Source organism: Chryseobacterium vaccae (assembly GCF_009602705.1).
GTDB lineage: Bacteria > Bacteroidota > Bacteroidia > Flavobacteriales > Weeksellaceae > Chryseobacterium > Chryseobacterium vaccae.
In genome coordinates this window covers 4,976,254-4,993,536 of sequence record NZ_VSWH01000001.1, presented here as the reverse complement: position 1 = coordinate 4,993,536, position 17,283 = coordinate 4,976,254, and the positions used below count along the sequence as shown (strand labels likewise).

At 37.8% G+C, this 17,283-nt stretch carries 12 protein-coding genes and 1 pseudogene; 1 reads left to right on the top strand and 12 read right to left on the bottom strand.

The window, feature by feature from the left end; genetic code table 11:
* Positions 1 to 64: 64 nt before the first annotated feature.
* Positions 65 to 1,315 (top strand): serine hydrolase domain-containing protein, encoded by a 1,251-nt coding sequence (locus FW768_RS22825; RefSeq protein WP_153399546.1) that lies wholly within the window; start codon positions 65 to 67, stop codon positions 1,313 to 1,315.
* Positions 1,316 to 1,443: 128 nt separating this feature from the next.
* On the opposite strand, the gene gldG is transcribed toward FW768_RS22825, so the two are convergent.
* The 12 genes and pseudogenes from gldG to FW768_RS22765 form a co-directional block, all read right to left on the bottom strand.
* Positions 1,444 to 3,111, bottom strand: a complete 1,668-nt coding sequence (gldG, locus tag FW768_RS22820; protein WP_153399544.1) for a gliding motility-associated ABC transporter substrate-binding protein GldG — start codon at positions 3,109 to 3,111, stop codon at positions 1,444 to 1,446.
* Between the two features lie 4 nt (positions 3,112 to 3,115).
* Positions 3,116 to 3,844, bottom strand: coding sequence for an ABC transporter permease (locus tag FW768_RS22815; RefSeq protein WP_153399542.1), 729 nt, complete (start codon positions 3,842 to 3,844; stop codon positions 3,116 to 3,118).
* 96 nt (positions 3,845 to 3,940) lie between these two features.
* A complete protein-coding gene (locus FW768_RS22810; RefSeq protein ID WP_153399540.1) occupies positions 3,941 to 4,492 on the bottom strand; it encodes a CopD family protein in 552 nt (183 codons plus the stop codon).
* A 93-nt stretch (positions 4,493 to 4,585) separates the two neighbouring features.
* Positions 4,586 to 5,236 (bottom strand): hypothetical protein, encoded by a 651-nt coding sequence (locus tag FW768_RS22805; RefSeq protein ID WP_153399538.1) that lies wholly within the window; start codon positions 5,234 to 5,236, stop codon positions 4,586 to 4,588.
* 245 nt (positions 5,237 to 5,481) lie between these two features.
* Complete coding sequence (kbl, locus tag FW768_RS22800; protein ID WP_153399536.1) at positions 5,482 to 6,678, bottom strand: glycine C-acetyltransferase; 1,197 nt, start codon at positions 6,676 to 6,678, stop codon at positions 5,482 to 5,484.
* Between the two features lie 93 nt (positions 6,679 to 6,771).
* Positions 6,772 to 7,344: a TlpA family protein disulfide reductase gene (locus FW768_RS22795; RefSeq protein WP_153399534.1), complete on the bottom strand. Its 573-nt coding sequence runs from the start codon at positions 7,342 to 7,344 to the stop codon at positions 6,772 to 6,774.
* A gap of 94 nt (positions 7,345 to 7,438) precedes the next feature.
* Complete coding sequence (locus tag FW768_RS22790) at positions 7,439 to 9,364, bottom strand: M1 family aminopeptidase (RefSeq protein ID WP_153399532.1); 1,926 nt, start codon at positions 9,362 to 9,364, stop codon at positions 7,439 to 7,441.
* Positions 9,365 to 9,694: 330 nt separating this feature from the next.
* The gene (locus FW768_RS22785) at positions 9,695 to 11,623 is read right to left on the bottom strand and encodes a M1 family metallopeptidase (RefSeq protein ID WP_153399530.1); all 1,929 of its coding nucleotides are present in this window, start codon (positions 11,621 to 11,623) and stop codon (positions 9,695 to 9,697) included.
* An 87-nt stretch (positions 11,624 to 11,710) separates the two neighbouring features.
* Positions 11,711 to 13,180 carry a D-alanyl-D-alanine carboxypeptidase/D-alanyl-D-alanine endopeptidase gene (gene dacB, locus FW768_RS22780; protein WP_153399528.1) on the bottom strand — a complete coding sequence of 490 codons (1,470 nt, stop codon included), beginning with the start codon at positions 13,178 to 13,180 and terminating at the stop codon, positions 11,711 to 11,713.
* Positions 13,181 to 13,339: 159 nt separating this feature from the next.
* Positions 13,340 to 15,787, bottom strand: a complete 2,448-nt coding sequence (gene priA / locus FW768_RS22775) for a replication restart helicase PriA (RefSeq protein WP_153399526.1) — start codon at positions 15,785 to 15,787, stop codon at positions 13,340 to 13,342.
* A gap of 177 nt (positions 15,788 to 15,964) precedes the next feature.
* Positions 15,965 to 16,873 (bottom strand): AEC family transporter, encoded by a 909-nt coding sequence (locus tag FW768_RS22770; RefSeq protein ID WP_153399524.1) that lies wholly within the window; start codon positions 16,871 to 16,873, stop codon positions 15,965 to 15,967.
* A gap of 107 nt (positions 16,874 to 16,980) precedes the next feature.
* Positions 16,981 to 17,225 (bottom strand): annotated as a pseudogene (locus FW768_RS22765) (type II toxin-antitoxin system ParD family antitoxin).
* Positions 17,226 to 17,283 lie beyond the last annotated feature (58 nt).

The following is a 17,283-nucleotide window of genomic DNA, read 5'->3' as shown; positions in this document are numbered from 1 at the left end:
TTGTTCTTTTCCGGATCTATTTGTAACAACAGGCACCGGATAAGTGTCTTATTATAAAAAACATATGAAAAGGATTCTATTTTTCACCATCCTGTCTTCTGTATTTTTTTCCTGCCAATCTGCGAAAATCGGCTCAGATAGTAAAGATAAAAGCATAAAGGATTCTTTGAATGCAGCCATCAGCAACATCTACCAGCAGGAGCTGTTCAACGGATTTGCCGTTTCGGTAGTGGATGATCAGTCTGTTCTTTATCAGAAAGGATTTGGTTTTTCTGATGTTAAAGAGAAAAATCCTTATACAGATCAAACCATTCAGAATATTGCTTCCGTTTCCAAAACATTTGTAGGGATTGCTGTTTTAAAAGCACAGGAACTGGGAAAACTCAATCTGAACGATCCTGTTAATAAATACCTGCCGTTTAAAGTTGTCAACCCGCATTTTACGAAAACCGAAATTACCATCCGGCAGCTAACATCCCATACTTCTTCCATTCTTGATAATGAATTTTATCTGTCTAAAACCTATTACCTGAAACCTGATCAGAACCTTGCCGGAGCCAAACTGAACTTTGATGATGAACAGGTTTTCAATCCTTCTGAATCTGCGATTTCAATGGCCGATTATTTAGAAAACGTCCTTACAGAGAACGGAAAATGGAACAAAGAAAGCTTTTCTTCCTCTCAGCCGGGAAGTATGTACGAATATTCTAATGTGGGAACCACACTGGCTGCATACATTGTAGAGCGTGCAACAGGACAGTCTTTCAGTGATTTCACCAAACAATATATCCTGAAGCCTCTAAAAATGAATCATTCAGGATGGAAGTTTAAAGAAGTTGATTTCTCAAAGTTCTCCAAGCTCTATGAAAATCCAACTACGGTTCTACCCTATTATTATTCCATCACCTATCCTGATGGCGGGTTTATAACCAACATCCATGATCTGAGCCTCTACTTGAGCGAATTAATGAAAGGCTATAACGGAAAAGGAACAATTCTTACCAAAGAAAGCTATAAGCAATACTTTACACCACAACTTTCTGCTTCCAACTTCACGGAACGGAATGATAAAAACCCGTACAGCGAATCTTACAACACCGGAATATTCATCGGTTTTGGCTATACAGGCTACATTGGGCATACCGGAGGCGATCCGGGCGTAATGTCGATGATGTTTTTTGACCCGGAAAATAATCTGGGAAGAATTATGATTTTCAATACTAATTTCTCAGATAAGAAAGGGAATGATGCTTTTTACGGGATATGGAATGTGCTGGAAAAGTATCAAATGCGTTTGAAAGAATCAAAAAGATAAATGATACTTGAGAAAAAGACTATCATGGCAAAAGAAGTTAACGCAGAAAGACGCGATAAAATATTCAAAGGATAATTCCGGAATAAAAAAGGAGAAACTCAATATCAGTTTCTCCTTTTTTATATTTTCTATCCGAATTTTCTCTTCCTCATCCAGAAGAACAATCCTCCCAGAAGACCTATTACGGCTAACGGAAGCAGTAAATTCAGCCACTGCCAGTTTGTTTTTTCTTCGGTGATCCTGTTTCTGTCCAGAAGTCTTTCTTCAATATTTCGGTTTCTCAGCTCCATCAGGTTGCTGTCGTCCAGAAGGTAATCCAGGGCATTTCTCAGGAACTGTTCATTTCCGAACTCCTGATTCGTGAGAAGATCAACACCCAGAGGAAGCGGTTCCCCTTTAAGGACTTTATTTCTTCCCACATCACCATCAGCAATTACGATCATTTTATTTTCAGGGCTCTGGTTTTTAAAGCCCGGATAAGATTTTCTTTCAATTCTTGAAGCATAAGCAGATTCAAACTTTCCTTCCAGTGCCACTGCGAAGATTTTTGGGGTACTTGGTTTTTCCATCTGCCCAAGACTGTCTACACTGGCAATCTCTTTAAGATCCACATAATTCGGAACCTGTTTCAGAAGGGTTCTTTCGCTGGATTCAAAAAGGACTTTCGTCTTGATATTTTTTCTTCCCAGTGTATCGATAGAAGTCGGGAATTCAAATTTCACCGGGTTGATATTTTTAGTCACCGGATTATCATTTTCAGCAATTCCCAGCGGGAAATACGGCCACGGAAGGCTTGTATACTGCGGGTTCCCTCCTACTTCACCGGTCACTAACCTCAACAATGCAAATTTCTTCACATCTTTTACCAACGCCGGATTGATTCTCAGTCCGTAGTTGAAGAAGAAATCTGTCATATTGATATCCACAGGGAAAGGCATTACTTTTTTAGATCTTGTAAGGGTATCCATTTCAGCATTCACGGCATCAATCATCCACAGCGTTTTTCCGCCATTCATGATATACTGGTCAAGAATTACTTTTTCATTATCGGTAAATGCTTTTCTTGGCTTCGCAATGACCAAAGCGCTCATCTGCTTCAGCAATGGAATATCAGCCTGTGTAAGCTCGGTCTGGTTTTTTGGAATAACAGGTCCTGCATCGTAATTTTCCAGTGCCAGCTGCATAAATCCGTGGAATTCTTCAGGCCTCAGTTCATCCTGATTAACCAAAACTCCAACTTTCTTTCTTTTATCAGCTGCAATATTTTTAATATTGGAAATCAGACTGTATTCCAGCCCTTCAATAGATCTTGTAAGCTGTTCATTAGCATCTATTCCGGCCTGCTGCACCACCAAAGGAATAGAAACTCCTCTCTTGTCATATTTGATTACCGCATATGGGAAAAGGGTAATCTGGGAAATCTTGCCGTCTTTCACATCCGGAAGTACGGAAGGCTGCATTCCCATTGCCATCAGGGTATCCTGTGACATTTTGGTTTTAATAGGATCAATAAATTTAAAATCAATCTTTGGATTAATCTTTCTGAATTCTTCCAGCATGAAACGGGTTTCACTCTGAAGCTGTTTAAAGCTTGCCGGAAAGTCGCCTTCAAGATAAACATCAACCGTTACCGGCTTTTTAACCGACTCCAGCACTTTTATGGTGTTGTCTGAAAGCGTGTATCTTTTTTCTTTGGTAAGATCCAGTCTTATTCCTGAATAAGTCAGCAGAATAACCAAAGGTACAATAGCAAACAGGAAAATTCCTATCGGAGATTTAGCGTGTATCTTCTTCATAATTCTACTTCTTTTTATTGATAAAATGATTAGACAATACTAAAGCGGCACCAATGACCAGGATAAAATAAGCCACATCTTTAAGATCGATAAGCCCTCTGGTAAAGCCTAAGAAATGCTGATAGAAGCCCAGGTTCTGAAGAATAAAATCCGCTCCCCCTAAAAGTTTATAACTCGCCAGCTGCTCTATTCCGAAATACATGATGAAGCACATGAAAACGCCCAGCAGATAAGCCATGATCTGATTCTGTGATAATGAAGAAGCTAAGATCCCTACTCCTGAAAAAGCAGCAATTAAAATAACCAGTCCAATGTAACTTCCAAAGGTCATTCCCAGATCAATATTTCCTGCAGGAACGCCTAAAACGTAAACCGTATAAAGATAAATGAGTGATGGAATAAGGCATAAAATACCTACAATCCATACGGAAAGAAACTTTCCTGTTACCAGTTCCGAAACTTTCAACGGTTGGGAAAAAAGCCAGTTAAGGGTTCCCGTCTGCTGTTCTTCGGCAAAGGTTTTCATGGAAAGGGCCGGAATAATGAACATCAACAGCCACGGAACGAGTACAAAATAGCTTTGAAGAGAGGCCATTCCAATTTCAAAAATATTAGAATCATTCTCGAAAAAAAACAGAAAAAGAGTTGTTATCAGACTGAAGGCGGCAATGATTACCCACGCGCTCCAGTTTCCGAAATAACTCCAAAGTTCTTTCTTTAAAATTGCAAACATGTTTTATAGTTATGAGTTATGAATGATTGGTAAGAAGAAACCATTATAGGTTGAGTTTTAATCAATTTGCAACAGTCTTTCAAAACCAATACATCTTTAAGGTTTTCTTTTATTTTTATTAACGAGTTTAACAGTCATCATGATCAAAAATACAAGAACGAAAAATCCTGCAATTAATTGCCACCAGTATTCAATTACTGAAGATTTCAGGATCACGGTAAATACGACAAGAAAGAGAATGAAGGTTGCAATCTCATTGGCCTGTCTCAGTTTGATATTGGCTGTTTCCATGGTATTTCCGTTCAGTTCCTTAAGTTTCAGTACTTTTTTCCAGCACCAGTAATGATAAATGGCAAGCCCGATAAGGAAGGTAAGTTTTAAATGAAACCACGGCATTTTCATCAGCCCGGTATTTAAAAAGATCATGACCAATCCGCATACCGCCATGATTACCCCGGCAGGAACGGTGATGATATTCCACAGCCTTCTGGCCATAAAAGTGTACTGCTCTCTCAGAATTTTCTTTTTTTCTTCCGGAAACTCATCGGTATCTTTATAGTAAACGAAAATCCTTACGAGATAAAAAATTCCCGCAAAGTAGCTTACCATGAAGATAATATGTAAAGCTTTGATGATGGTATACAGCATCCTAAAAATTTGTTTGCAAAGATAGCTTATTTCGGAAAAAAAGAGAATTTAATCTAAAATCTTTAGCTTAAAATAATAAAGATTAAATATTTTTTAGAATTTGAAAATGAATTTCATATCAACATTAAAATTGAAACGCAAATTGGAACCTTGCCGATTTGAATGATAATCAAAAGGAAGACCATCTATAGGAGCATAATCTTCTTCCTTTCCTGTCATATTAGTATAAGAAATTTTTTTTTGTCTGATACCAAAGCCAATTTTAGGCATAAAACCAAACCATGAAGACTCTTTATGAATCAAAATGCTATAGTTAATATTTAATCCATATTTGGTTCTTTTATAATCTGCTGAACTAAAAGAATAATAAATATCATTTTCGTCGTAATATTTTCCTGAAATATTTTTTCCTGTTTGATTTAAATAGAAAGCTTCTGCTGATACAAAATGTTTTAATCTTGATTGGGGTGCCAAGCTGTAAAAAATTTCCGGTTTTATCTCAAAAACCCTGTTTTCCCCTTCAAAATTGCCCATATTTACAGGAATTATTTTATCGGTTCCATATGCCACTTCGCTTCCAACCCACCATCTTTCATTTATTTTCCGCATATAACCTATATTATAGCGTTGGTCACGAAAAGGAGCAAAAGCACTTACAGTAAGTATTGATTTGTAATCATCAGATTGAGCATAAATTGTTTTGAAAAAGCCAAAAAATACAAAAAGAAGTAAATTTTTTTTCACAAAATGGTTATTATAATTAGTGCTCCAAATATATTATATTATCATCTATTCAGCAATAACATTTTTTTAACTACAATTATTTAATTACTAAAAGAAATAGTATCAATTATTGTAAAAGTGGTATATTTTTAATGTATTTCAATTTTTCTTTATTGTTAATACGTCCAATCCCCTGAATAAAAAAACAGGATTTCTCTAAATATAAGAAATCCTGTTTTTATTCTACAAACGTAGATTTTTTTATCTTAAGAAATCACCCCTAATTCTTTTCCTACTTTTTCGAAAGCAGCAATGGCTTTGTCAAGATGTTCTTTTGTATGCGCAGCAGAAAGCTGTACTCTGATTCTTGCTTTTCCTTTCGGTACCACAGGATAAAAGAACCCGATCACGTAAATTCCTTCATCCATCAATTTTTCAGCCATTTTCTGGGAAAGCGGAGCGTCATAAAGCATGACAGGAACAATAGCTGCATCGCCATCAGGAATATCAAATCCTTTCGCTTTCATCTGGGTTCTGAAGTATTCTGCATTTTCCATTACCTTATCACGAAGTGAAGTATCATCGGAAATCATATCCAGAACTTTCAGAGCCGCTCCTACGATACCCGGCGCCAGTGAATTGGAGAATAAATACGGTCTTGAACGCTGTCTCAGCATGTCAATAATTTCTTTTTTACCGGAAGTAAATCCACCCAAAGCTCCACCAAGAGCTTTTCCTAAAGTAGAGGTGATAATATCCACTCTTCCCATTACTTCATTAGCTTCGTGGGTTCCACGGCCTGTTTTTCCGATGAAACCTGTTGCGTGAGAGTCATCCACCATCACCAAAGCATCATATTTATCAGCTAAATCACAAACTCCTTTTAGGTCTGCAACAATTCCGTCCATAGAGAAAACTCCGTCAGTAACGATAATTTTGAAACGGTGATTCTTTTCAGAAGCAGCAATTAACTGTGCTTCCAGATCTTCCATATTGTTGTTTTTATAACGGTATCTTGCCGCTTTACAAAGACGTACCCCGTCAATAATAGACGCATGGTTCAGTTCATCTGAAATAATCGCATCTTCTTCAGTAAATAAAGGTTCAAAAACACCTCCATTAGCATCAAAAGCAGCTGCATAAAGAATAGTATCTTCAAGACCCAGGAAATCCGCAATCTTTTTTTCCAACTGCTTATGAATATCCTGTGTTCCGCAGATAAAACGTACGGATGACATTCCGTATCCATGAGATTCAATCATATCCTGTGAAGCTTTCATTACCTCAGGATTGTTGGATAATCCCAGATAATTATTGGCACAGAAATTCAGAAGTTTTTTCCCGTTGGCTTCAATTTCAGCACTTTGTTGAGAAGTAATGATTCTTTCTCTTTTAAAAAGACCATCATTTTCAATGTTTTGAAGTTCGTTCTGTAAATGTTGAAGATATTTTTCAGAGATCATTTTTTAGTAAATTTTTAGATGTGCTAATTTAATAAAAAAAGCCGTTTCAATCTTATGAAACGGCGGTGTTATTTATGGATTCTGAAAACCAGATTATTTAATGATCGGAATTACGGTATGTGCCAGCATCTGCTGTACATTTTCTGTGGTTTTCTTATCTAATTTTTTATAATCTTTCCAGTTGGTTACCATTTTTACTTCTCCCTGATTATTCACCACCATAAACTTGGAAAAATCTGGGATCATTTCAAACTGTGGCGGGGTCATCTGCTCTGCAAAAGCCCTGTTGCGCTTTTTAACTCCTCCCGGGAAATTTTTATTTTTCAACACCAGTATTTTTGCATCTGCGGACCTGCTCTTCACAATACTCATGGCTCTGTTTATTTTCCTGTCATCTTCCCCTTCTACCAAAACAATGTACACACTGGTATTGTAATCTTTTTCGAGCTGAAGAGCATCAGGAAGATGTTCTATACAAGGCACACACCAACTCGCCAGGGTATAAAATACAGTATTGGGTTTTCCTGAATTTTTAGCGATACACAGAATATCATTTTTATCCACCGCGGTCGCTTCTATGAATTCAGACTTTTTAAGGCTACAGTTCTCCTGCTGGGCAGACAGAAATGCACTTCCGAATAAACAAAACAGTAATAAAATTCTCATAATTTCAATTTCTGGTTAAAAGTTTTAATTAACAATAACAAAAATAATGAAATCGTAATATCGTTGTATTTTAAAAACCTGTTTTAAAATATTTTTAACGTTTAATGAATTTAATATGCTGTTCTTTTACCGTAAAAATATAAGATCCCGGAATCAGGTCTGATATACCGATCGCCTGTCCCGGCTGATAGATACTTTTTCTTACCAGTCTTCCGTCTGCTGTATGGACAGAATATTCCGTTGCTCTGTCAACTCCTTTTAAATACATTTCGTTTTTGGCAGGATTCGGGTACAGGGCGAAATTTTCTTTTTCCACAGAAGACACACTCAGTGTATTATCCTGGATCACCGTTGAGTTTCTTTCAAGAATCTGGTATTCATAATTAAATTGCACACTGGCCACCGGGAAAGCAACCGTTTCTACAAAATACTGGTTATTTGCCGTATTATTCAAGGTAAAATAGGCGGTCTGTCCGGCTGTTCCGATGACTTTTACAGGTAAAGGCATTTCAAAAAAGCTAACCGTTGGTGAACTTTGTGTCTGGGAAACTTTAAACCTGATCTGATTTCCGGTCTGTTTCCATCGGGTAGTATAAATAGGATATCCTTCGCCGTACAACCAGTCATTGAAAAATTCTGTAAAATCTTTTCCGGTGGACTGCAATAATGAAGCTTTAAAATCTGAGGTTGTTGCATAGCCATACGCTAAATTCGGTCTTGAAAGGTAGTCTTTCACAGCCTGGTAAAAAGCAGCATCTCCAAGAATCCATTTGATCATTCTTACAATATATCCTCCTTTGGAATAAGACAATCTACCATCGAAAATTCTGTTTACGTTAGACAATCCTGTATCAGGAACATATGTACTTCCACCGGCACCACCGGTAATATAAGTTTTCTCTCCCTGCAGGTAATTTAAAAATTCGCTATTGGTCATCAGGAGCTTTTCATACGCCAGATGCTCACCAAAAGTAGCAAAACCTTCATTCAACCAAATGTCATTCCAGGTTCCGCAGGTAATTTTGTCACCGAACCACTGGTGGGCAAGTTCGTGAGCAATAAGATCTTTGCTCCAGCCTCCCATAGATGACATCGTCTGATGTTCCATTCCTCCGCCCCAGGTAAACTGCATATGACCGTATTTCTCGTTACGGAAAGGATAAGGGCCGAAATAGGTTTCAAAAGTATCCATCATCTGCTTAGTCCATTCTATATTGGCCATGCTTGTTGTATTTCCATTCGTAGAAGGATACACATAATTAACGAACGGAAATGGCGGATTGCCAATCGTACTGTTTATTTTAACAAAATTGGTAACGGAAAGCGCAATCAGATAAGCAGCTGTGGGATACATCGTTCTCCAGAATGTCAGTTTTTGTCCTCCTGCAACTGAGGTTTCAGACATCAGTTTACCGTTGGCAGCTACATTATATTGTGAAGGGGTTGTAATTTTAAAATCAAACCGGTCGATCTTATCGTTAAGACTTTGTTTTGTCGGAAACCAGTCCTGCGCCCCGTAAGGCTGACTTAATGTGGAAAGAACAGGAGTTCCGCCCTGCGTGTTATTAAAGAAAATATCCGTTGCTGTAGGAGCTCCGGAATAGTGAATCGTAAGCGAGTCCAGCGTATTCCCGGGAATTGAAGCCGGAAAATCGATCTTTATTTCTTTGGTGGCCAACTGCTGAAAAGGGATATTCGTTCCATGATATTTCACCTGGGAAACCGTAAGTACATTCGTGAAGTCGAAATAAATACTTCCTATATTCTGATTCGGTTTAAAATGAGAAGTCACCGAACCTGAAATATTAGACGATCCCGGAGTGAGGGTAAGATCCATCCTCTGATACTGCAGATCGTAATTTAAAGTATTCGGGTTGATATTACCGGCGGCCATTTTGTTGGCATAAGACTGCATTTCCTTTGCAGCCAGTCCTTTTCTTTCGATATTTTCCTTTCGGTCCTGACTGTAAAACGGCTGTGACAGCAATGCACATGCAACAAAAAAATAAAGTGTTTTCATATTCAGAAATTAATTCTGAACACAAAATAAACACTTTTTACCCTAAAAATAAAAGATATTTCTAATAAGATGATTTTTTTATTGAAAAATTAACAATCTCCAAGAACCTTAATACTAAAGTGGTTCAAACTTTTTTATTAAACCACAAAAGACACAAAAGATCAAAATACCTTATTTAAAGTTGATCATTACTATGAAAAAAGAGAACACATAATCTTCAAAAATCTTTGATTTTTATTCTTTTGAGAACTTTTATGGTACCATAACATCTGTACAAATAGCTTTTGTTTCTTTTGTAGTTAGGTTTAAAATTAACCTTTTCTAATATTCTTAATGTTTTAAAAACTTTATATTTTTCTCTTGTATTGTGAAAATATAGGTTCCAGGCACCAGGTCTGAAACAGATACCACTTTTTCCGGCTGGTAAGTTCCTTTTTTAACAAGCCTTCCGTCTGCAGTATGAATAGAAAACTCAGTAGTTCTGTGTATTCCTTTAATATAAAGCTCGTTTTTAGCAGGATTCGGATACAGTGCAAAATCTTCCTTTTCCACAGAAGAGACACTCAATGTATTATCCAGAACCACTGTAGAATTTTTCTCCAGAATCTGGTATTCATAATTGAACTGAATGCTTGCTACAGGAAAAGGTACTGTTTCTACAAATCCTTGGTTATTAAAGGTATTGTTCAAGATAAAATAAGCAGTTTCGCCGGCTGTTCCCGTAACTTTTATAGGCAAAGGCATTTCAAAAAAGCTAACTGTTGGTGAACTTTGAGTCTGGGAAACTTTAAACAGGAGCTGATTCCCGGTTTGCCTCCATTTTGTTGTATAGGACGGATAGCCTTCTCCATACAGCCAGTCATTAAAAAACTCTGTAAAATCTTTTCCTGTAGACTGAAGAAGTGAAGCTTTAAAATCCGAAGTTCTCACATAATTGTAAGCAAGAGCTGGCCTTGCATGGTATTCTCTGATGGCCTGATAAAAAGCCGTATCACCTAATATCCATTTGATCATTCTTAAAAGATAGGCTCCTTTAATGTATGACAATCTGTTATCGAAAACCCGCCCTACACTTGGCAGACCACCATCCGGTACATATACGCTTCCATCAGGAAAAGTTGTAATAATATTGATCTGGCTTATCAGGTAATTCATAAACTCAGCATGGGTCATGATCAATTTTTCATTGGAAACGTGTGTCCCGAATGTGGCAAACCCTTCATTCAACCAAATATCATTCCAGGCTCCGCAGGTAACTTTATCACCAAACCATTGGTGAGCGAGCTCATGGGCAATAAGATGTTTAGTCCAGCCTCCCATGGAGGTCATGGTCTGATGCTCCATTCCACCACCGTACTTAAATTCCATGTGCCCGTATTTTTCATTGCGGAAAGGATAAGGACCAAAATAGGTTTCAAAAGTATTCATGATTTGTTTGGTCCATTCTATATTATCCATGCTTGTTGTATTTCCATTGGTAGACGGATACACATAATTAACAAACGGAAATGGCGGATTGCCGATAGTACTGTTTATTTTAACAAAATTGGTAACAGAAAGCGCAATCAGATAAGCAGCTGTCGGATACATGGTTCTCCAGAAAGTCAGTTTCTGCCCTCCCGGAAGAGCGTTTTCAGACATGAGTTTTCCATTGGCGGCAACACTGTATTGGGAGGGAGTTGTAATTTTAAAATCAAACCGGTCGATTTTATCATTGAGGCTTTGTTTTGTCGGGAACCAATCCTGTGCGCCATAAGGCTCACTCAATGTTGAAAGAACCGGTACATCGCTCTGCAAACCAATTGAGAAAGCATTATATTCAGTAGATGGCGGTCCGGAATAATGAATTGTGAGAGAATCCAGTGTATTGGCAGGCACGGAAGCCGGAAAATCTATTTTTACTTCTTTGGTAGCCAGCTGCTGAAAAGGAATACTGACCCCGTGATATTGTACCTGGGAAACCGTAAGAACAGTTGTCAGGTCAAAATAAATACTGCTGATGGATTGATTAGGTTTAAAATGCGATGTAGCTGATCCGGTAATCATATGGTCTTCCGGATCTAAAGATACATCCAGCCTCTGGTACTGAAGATCATAGTTCAGGGTATTGGGATTGACGTTGAAAGTGGTCATTTTCTTGGAAAAAGCATTCATTTCCTTTGCGATCAGCCCTTTCATTTCAATGTTAGAATCCTGTTTCTGGCCATAAAACAGAGGAGAAACCAGTATACTTATGATTAAAAGATAAAATTTTATCATACTCAGATCATTAGATTTAACCAAAGATAAAAAAAACCTTCTAATCATTGATTAAAAGGCTTTTATATTATTGAAATAATTATTTTTCTACAGATCCAGAGCGGGTTCAAGAATTTTTTCCATTCTCTTCTTTACCATATCTACAGATCCTGAATAGTTGTTCACCATTAAAGAAAAAACCAGTGTTTTTCCTGAATTGGTCTTCAGGTATCCCGCTAAAGTTTTTACTTTATTCAGGGTACCTGTCTTAGCAAAAACCTGTCCGTTTCCTGTTCCGATAAACATTCTTTTCAGTGTACCGGACTGTCCGCCTACTGGCAGTGAGCTTAGGTAGGTTTTATAGTACTTTTCATCCATCAGAGAAGATAAAAACTTCACCTGAGAGATTGGTGTCACATTGTTGCTTCTTGAAAGTCCGCTTCCGTCCATATAAGTTAAACCAAGCATATCAAAATCTGATTCTTTCAAATGACTGGTTACGACCATTCTTCCTGATTCGGAGGTCTGGTCGCCCATTTTCTGGAAGCCTACCGTTTTCAACAACGCTTCGGCAAGCGAGTTGTCGCTGTGCTGGTTGGTGTAATAAATAATATCGGCTAAGGTTGGGGATTTATACGATGCAACCAGTTTTCTGCTTTCAGGGGTCGCATCTGTCATTTTAGGAGTTACCTTTCCAGTAACTGGAATTCCACCTTTTACCATGGTGGTTCTGAAGGTATTGGCCAGGTAAGCCGGAGCATCTGGCAATTTGGTGGTTAAAGTTCCGTTTCCGTCATATTTTTCGGCATAAACCATCTGATTGGCGTATGGAGAAACATAGAAGAACTTTTTTTCAGAGGAGAAACCTGCTTTTTTTACAATCAGCTTTTCGTTGGCTGGATTAATTTCCCGCGTAGTTCCTACAGGCAGATAGTAATTATTGTTTTCAAGCCATACAACATTTTCCGGAAGCCTTGTAATATTGCCTTTGAAAAGCGCTGTCTGAATGATAATATCACCATTTACCTTTCTGATTCCTTCGCGTGAAAGTCCGCCCATGAAGTCTGAAACAATGTCTCTGTATGACCAGGCACCTGCTTTATTGGTTCCCAGAGAAGGGTCGCCGCTGCCCACTACATAAAGATTTCCGTTCAGGGTGCCGTTTTCGTCAATCGTTCCTGAATATTCCAGCTGGGTCATCCATCGGTAGTTTTCACCTAATAAACTCATTGCTGTCTCTGTAGTCAGCAGTTTAGTAGTAGAAGCCGGAACCAAAGGAGAACTTTCGTTGTACGAAGAAATGACTTTCTTCGTTTTAGGGTCATACACTACGAATCCCCAATTTGCATTTTTCAGCACGGGATCCGCTACCATTGTGTTTACATTAATGTCTACAAGTTCTTTGGCTGACAAAACGGCTTTCTCTGCCACCGATGTGATGGGAGAAGGCAGATTCAAACTATTTTTCTGATTGTCGTAAGCCTGTGAGTAAAGAACAGTAGAAACGGTAGATTGAGCAAGGAAAAACCCAGAAGCCAATACCGCTGCACTTGAAATATATTTTCTGAAATTTACCATCTATCTTTTTTTGTTCTATAGTTTGACACCATAAAAAATGATGGATTACATCATTCAATAAAGAAGCCAAACATCTAATTAACGACCAAAAGTAGAAATTATTGTCAGATAAAGGGTCACTTACCCGTTATAAAAGACTGTAAATTTTGTTAAAAATTGTTAAAAATCAACAAAAACACCTTTTTTAATGCTTTGATAAGCAGTAATTTCATCAAATTCTTTCAAACTTAACAAAACCAAAGTTTTGAACTTTTCATAGTTCTTTCCACGTGGGAGTTTAAGCATAATCTGGAACTGATATAAATTATTTAATTTTCCGATCTGAGCTTTTTCCGGCCCCAGTACACAGTCTCCGGGAAGGTATTTCCTCAGAACAGAACCTAAAAACTGGGAAGCACGGTTGGCTTTATCTTCTCTTCTGTGTTTTAGCTCAATCATAATCAGTTTCGTGAACGGCGGGTAGTGAAATTTCTGACGTTCGGTAAGAATGTATTTGTAGATCTTCGCAGGATTATTCATTTTGATCAGCTGAAAGACCGAATGTTCCGGATTATAAGTCTGAATTAAGATTTTCCCTTTTCCGGAAACTCTTCCCGCTCTTCCGGAAACCTGCGTAATCAGCTGATAAGCTCTTTCTTCCGCTCTGAAATCCTGGACATACAATAGCGAATCTGCCTTGGGAATGGCTACCAGTTCAATATGATCGAAGTCAAGACCTTTGGAAATCATCTGAGTTCCGACTACGATATCCGTTTCTCTTTCTTCTATTTTCTCATAGAGTTTTTCGTAGGCGAATTTTTTACGCATGGAATCTACATCCATCCGATCTACTTCGTTTTCAGGAAACAACTTGGAAACTTCTTCATGAATCTGCTCCACTCCTACACCTCTTTCGTTAAGATTTTCGGAATAGCATTTCGGACAGGTTCTGGGTTTTGAAGCTTTCTGGCCGCAATAATGGCATTTCATTTCGTTAGCCGCTTTATGATATGTCATTACCACATCACAGTTTGAGCAGTAATTCACGTAACCGCAGGTCTCACATTCCACTACATTGGCATAACCGCGGCGGTTATGGAGTATGATGGTCTGATTTTTTTCAGCCAGTGTTTTTTTGATCTCATCAATTAAGTGTAAAGAAAAATTTCCGGAGACCTTTTTGGATTCCTGGGCTTCTTTAAAATTGATCAGCTCATATTCCGGCAGATTTACATTTCCGAATCTTTCATTCAGGAAAACATATTTCATTTTCTCTTTTCTGGCTGCGTAATAGCTTTCTACAGATGGCGTCGCTGATCCCAGAATCACTCCGGCTCTATAGAAATTCCCTAAAACCAAAGCAGCATCTTTTGCATTGAAATAAGGGGAAACTTCTCTCGGACGGTAAGCAGAATCATGTTCTTCGTCTACAATAATAAGTCCCAGATTCTGAAAAGGCAGGAACAGGGCATTTCTTGTCGCAATGAGAATTTTTATATCATTCTGTCTGATTCTGCGCCATACTTCCACCCGTTCAAAATCTGTAAGCTTCTGATGATAGAATCCGAGCAGTCTGCCATACTTTTTTTCAAGCCTTTGAGTGATTTGTTTGGTCAGAGAAATTTCAGGGAGGAGGAAAAGTACGTTTTTACCTTCGCTGATACATTCTTCAATTTTTTCAAGATAAATATGGGTTTTCCCGGAAGATGTCACTCCATGAAGCAATACATTCCGCCCTTCTTCAAATGCTTCATCAATTTCAGATTTAGCGATTTTCTGAGATTCGGAAAGCTCTTCAAGCTCTTCAATTTCTCCTTCATAGCTTTCAATCCTGTCCTTCTGCATATAATATTCTTCAACAAGACCTTTATCTGCAAGCGGTTTAAAATGAGAACTTCCAAAATAACCATCCTCAAAGAGTTCAGCTTTTTTAATAGGGATTTCAGGATGCTCTGTCTGCTTTTCCAGAATGGCAAGAAACAGATCTTTCTGCTTGGCAGCTCTGTTGAGTTTTATCAGAATATCCGTCAGATTCTGGTTCTTTAAAACCTCATCATTTATTTTAACATAGGCAACTTCCTTCGCTTTATATTTTTCCGCAACTTTCTCATCAATCTCAATATATTGCAGATCAATCAGGGAGTTGATCGTTTTAATAATTTCTTTCTTAGGAATAAAAGCTTCAATATCAGTAAGATTGATCAGCTGTCGGACCTCCAGAGCCTGGATAAGATACATTTCATTGACATCCAGGTTTTCAAAATCAACGGTTACATTGGGTTTTAATTTTAAGTACGTTTCACTTTCCAGCTTCAGGGAGGAAGGAAACGCAAATCTGTAGATTTCTCCTAATCCGCACAGATAATATTCCGAAAGCCATTTCCAGAAACGGATCTGTTCTTCAGGCAGGATCGGATTTTCATCAAGAATACTGATCACTTCCTTGGCAACAAAGCTTTCCGGAGCGTTGTCATGAAGTTCAAAAACAATTCCAGTATAGATTTTCTTCCCTCCAAATGGGACAAGAACACGCATTCCGGCCTGAATATTAGACATCAGTTCTTCGGGAACTTTATAGGTAAAAGATCCTTTCAAATTAAGTGGTAAAACAATCTGGGCGTACTGCAAGGGAAAATTTTAAAGTGTAAAATTAGATTTTTCTTCAGAGAACTGCAATTTTTATTGGAATTGAATCTTTACGTTTTCAAAATAATATTTTCACTAATTCAACATCTGCATCATCGAAAATAACAGTGTTGATTCTACTCTCTGAAAATAGGCAGTAAAAAGATTAATCTTTGCGTTTCAGAAAAGCAGTTCTGTAATCTGATACCACATTGCGGAGGTGATAAAGCCTACAATAATACTGACTCCAATGATGAGATTGGTGAGTTTTGTATTGAGACGGAACTGTTCAGCAATAATACTGGAAGTAACCAAAGTCGGCATGGCCGCTTCAAATATGGTGATCTTGGCAACATCTCCTTTTATTCCCAAAAGTAAAGCCATCCCCAAAACAAGGGCCGGCGCCAGAATCAATTTATAAATCATGGATGCGGACATTTGCGGAATTAACTTTTTCCAACCGTTGAATTTCAGCTGCAATCCTACTGAAAACAAAGCCAAAGGGCTTACTGTTGCTGCCAGTTTATCAAAGAAAGGTTCTGCAAAAGTGAAATCGATGAACTGTGAGAGTACCAAAGCAGATATACAACCAATAAGCGGAGGAAATGTGATCAGTCTTTTTAAAATAAATACAGCGCTTACTTTTCCGGATCTGCTTCCGCCTTTTACTGCGGCAATAATTCCTAATGTTGAAAGGGCAAAAAACATGGTCTGATCACAAATGATGGCGATACTCAGCAGACTTTCCCCGTAAAAAGCACTGATCAACGGAAACCCGATGAAAGAAGTGTTGCTATAACCGCTTGCCAGTTCAAGGGTACTTCTGGAACGCCTTGAATAACCTCTGCTTTTGCTGTAAAACATCATAAAGAAGAAGCAGAACACAGAGATCAGAAAAGTAGCTGCAATAGGAAACAGCATTTCTGTAGTCCATTTTACTTTAGGCAGATATTTGAAAGAAACTGCCGGCAGGGCAAGATAAAGAATCCAGGTATTAATGCCTTTATGGGCATCGGGGTGGATAGATTTTGTTGCTTTGAATATCATTCCTGCTATAATGCACACTGCAATCAGAACAAAATTTACCATAACGTTAAAGAAATATTCTGCAAATTTACGGCTGATTTTTCAGTTGGAGGAGTAATATTTATATTTTTTCGGGTATGATTCCTATTTTAAATAAGATATGAAAGATATTATTTTTTCATTTTAACTTTCAATAATTCCAAATGCTTTTCAGCGTTGAAATCAGAAGCAATACACTGTCTAATCCTTCCTGAACTGCACTTTTTAAAAGTTGAATTTTATTTTCTTCTTCTTCAAGCAATCTCAATCCTGCACGAATAACTTCACTAATATTTTTGTATCTTCCTTCAGAAACTTTATGATCTACAAAATCTTCAAAATAGTCTCCCAGAGAGACTGAGGTATTTCTTCCCATTTTATTACTTTTTTAAAACTTACCAAATCAATTTTTTATTGAAACTATTGTTTGAATT

Coding starts and splice junctions, on each gene's coding strand:
- FW768_RS22825 (WP_153399546.1), top strand. CDS start 65: ATGAAAAGGATTCTATTTTTCACCATCCTGTCTTCTGTATTTTTTTCC.
- gldG (WP_153399544.1), bottom strand. CDS start 3,111: ATGAAGAAGATACACGCTAAATCTCCGATAGGAATTTTCCTGTTTGCT.
- FW768_RS22815 (WP_153399542.1), bottom strand. CDS start 3,844: ATGTTTGCAATTTTAAAGAAAGAACTTTGGAGTTATTTCGGAAACTGG.
- FW768_RS22810 (WP_153399540.1), bottom strand. CDS start 4,492: ATGCTGTATACCATCATCAAAGCTTTACATATTATCTTCATGGTAAGC.
- kbl (WP_153399536.1), bottom strand. CDS start 6,678: ATGATCTCTGAAAAATATCTTCAACATTTACAGAACGAACTTCAAAAC.
- FW768_RS22795 (WP_153399534.1), bottom strand. CDS start 7,344: ATGAGAATTTTATTACTGTTTTGTTTATTCGGAAGTGCATTTCTGTCT.
- FW768_RS22790 (WP_153399532.1), bottom strand. CDS start 9,364: ATGAAAACACTTTATTTTTTTGTTGCATGTGCATTGCTGTCACAGCCG.
- FW768_RS22785 (WP_153399530.1), bottom strand. CDS start 11,623: ATGATAAAATTTTATCTTTTAATCATAAGTATACTGGTTTCTCCTCTG.
- dacB (WP_153399528.1), bottom strand. CDS start 13,180: ATGGTAAATTTCAGAAAATATATTTCAAGTGCAGCGGTATTGGCTTCT.
- FW768_RS22770 (WP_153399524.1), bottom strand. CDS start 16,873: ATGGTAAATTTTGTTCTGATTGCAGTGTGCATTATAGCAGGAATGATA.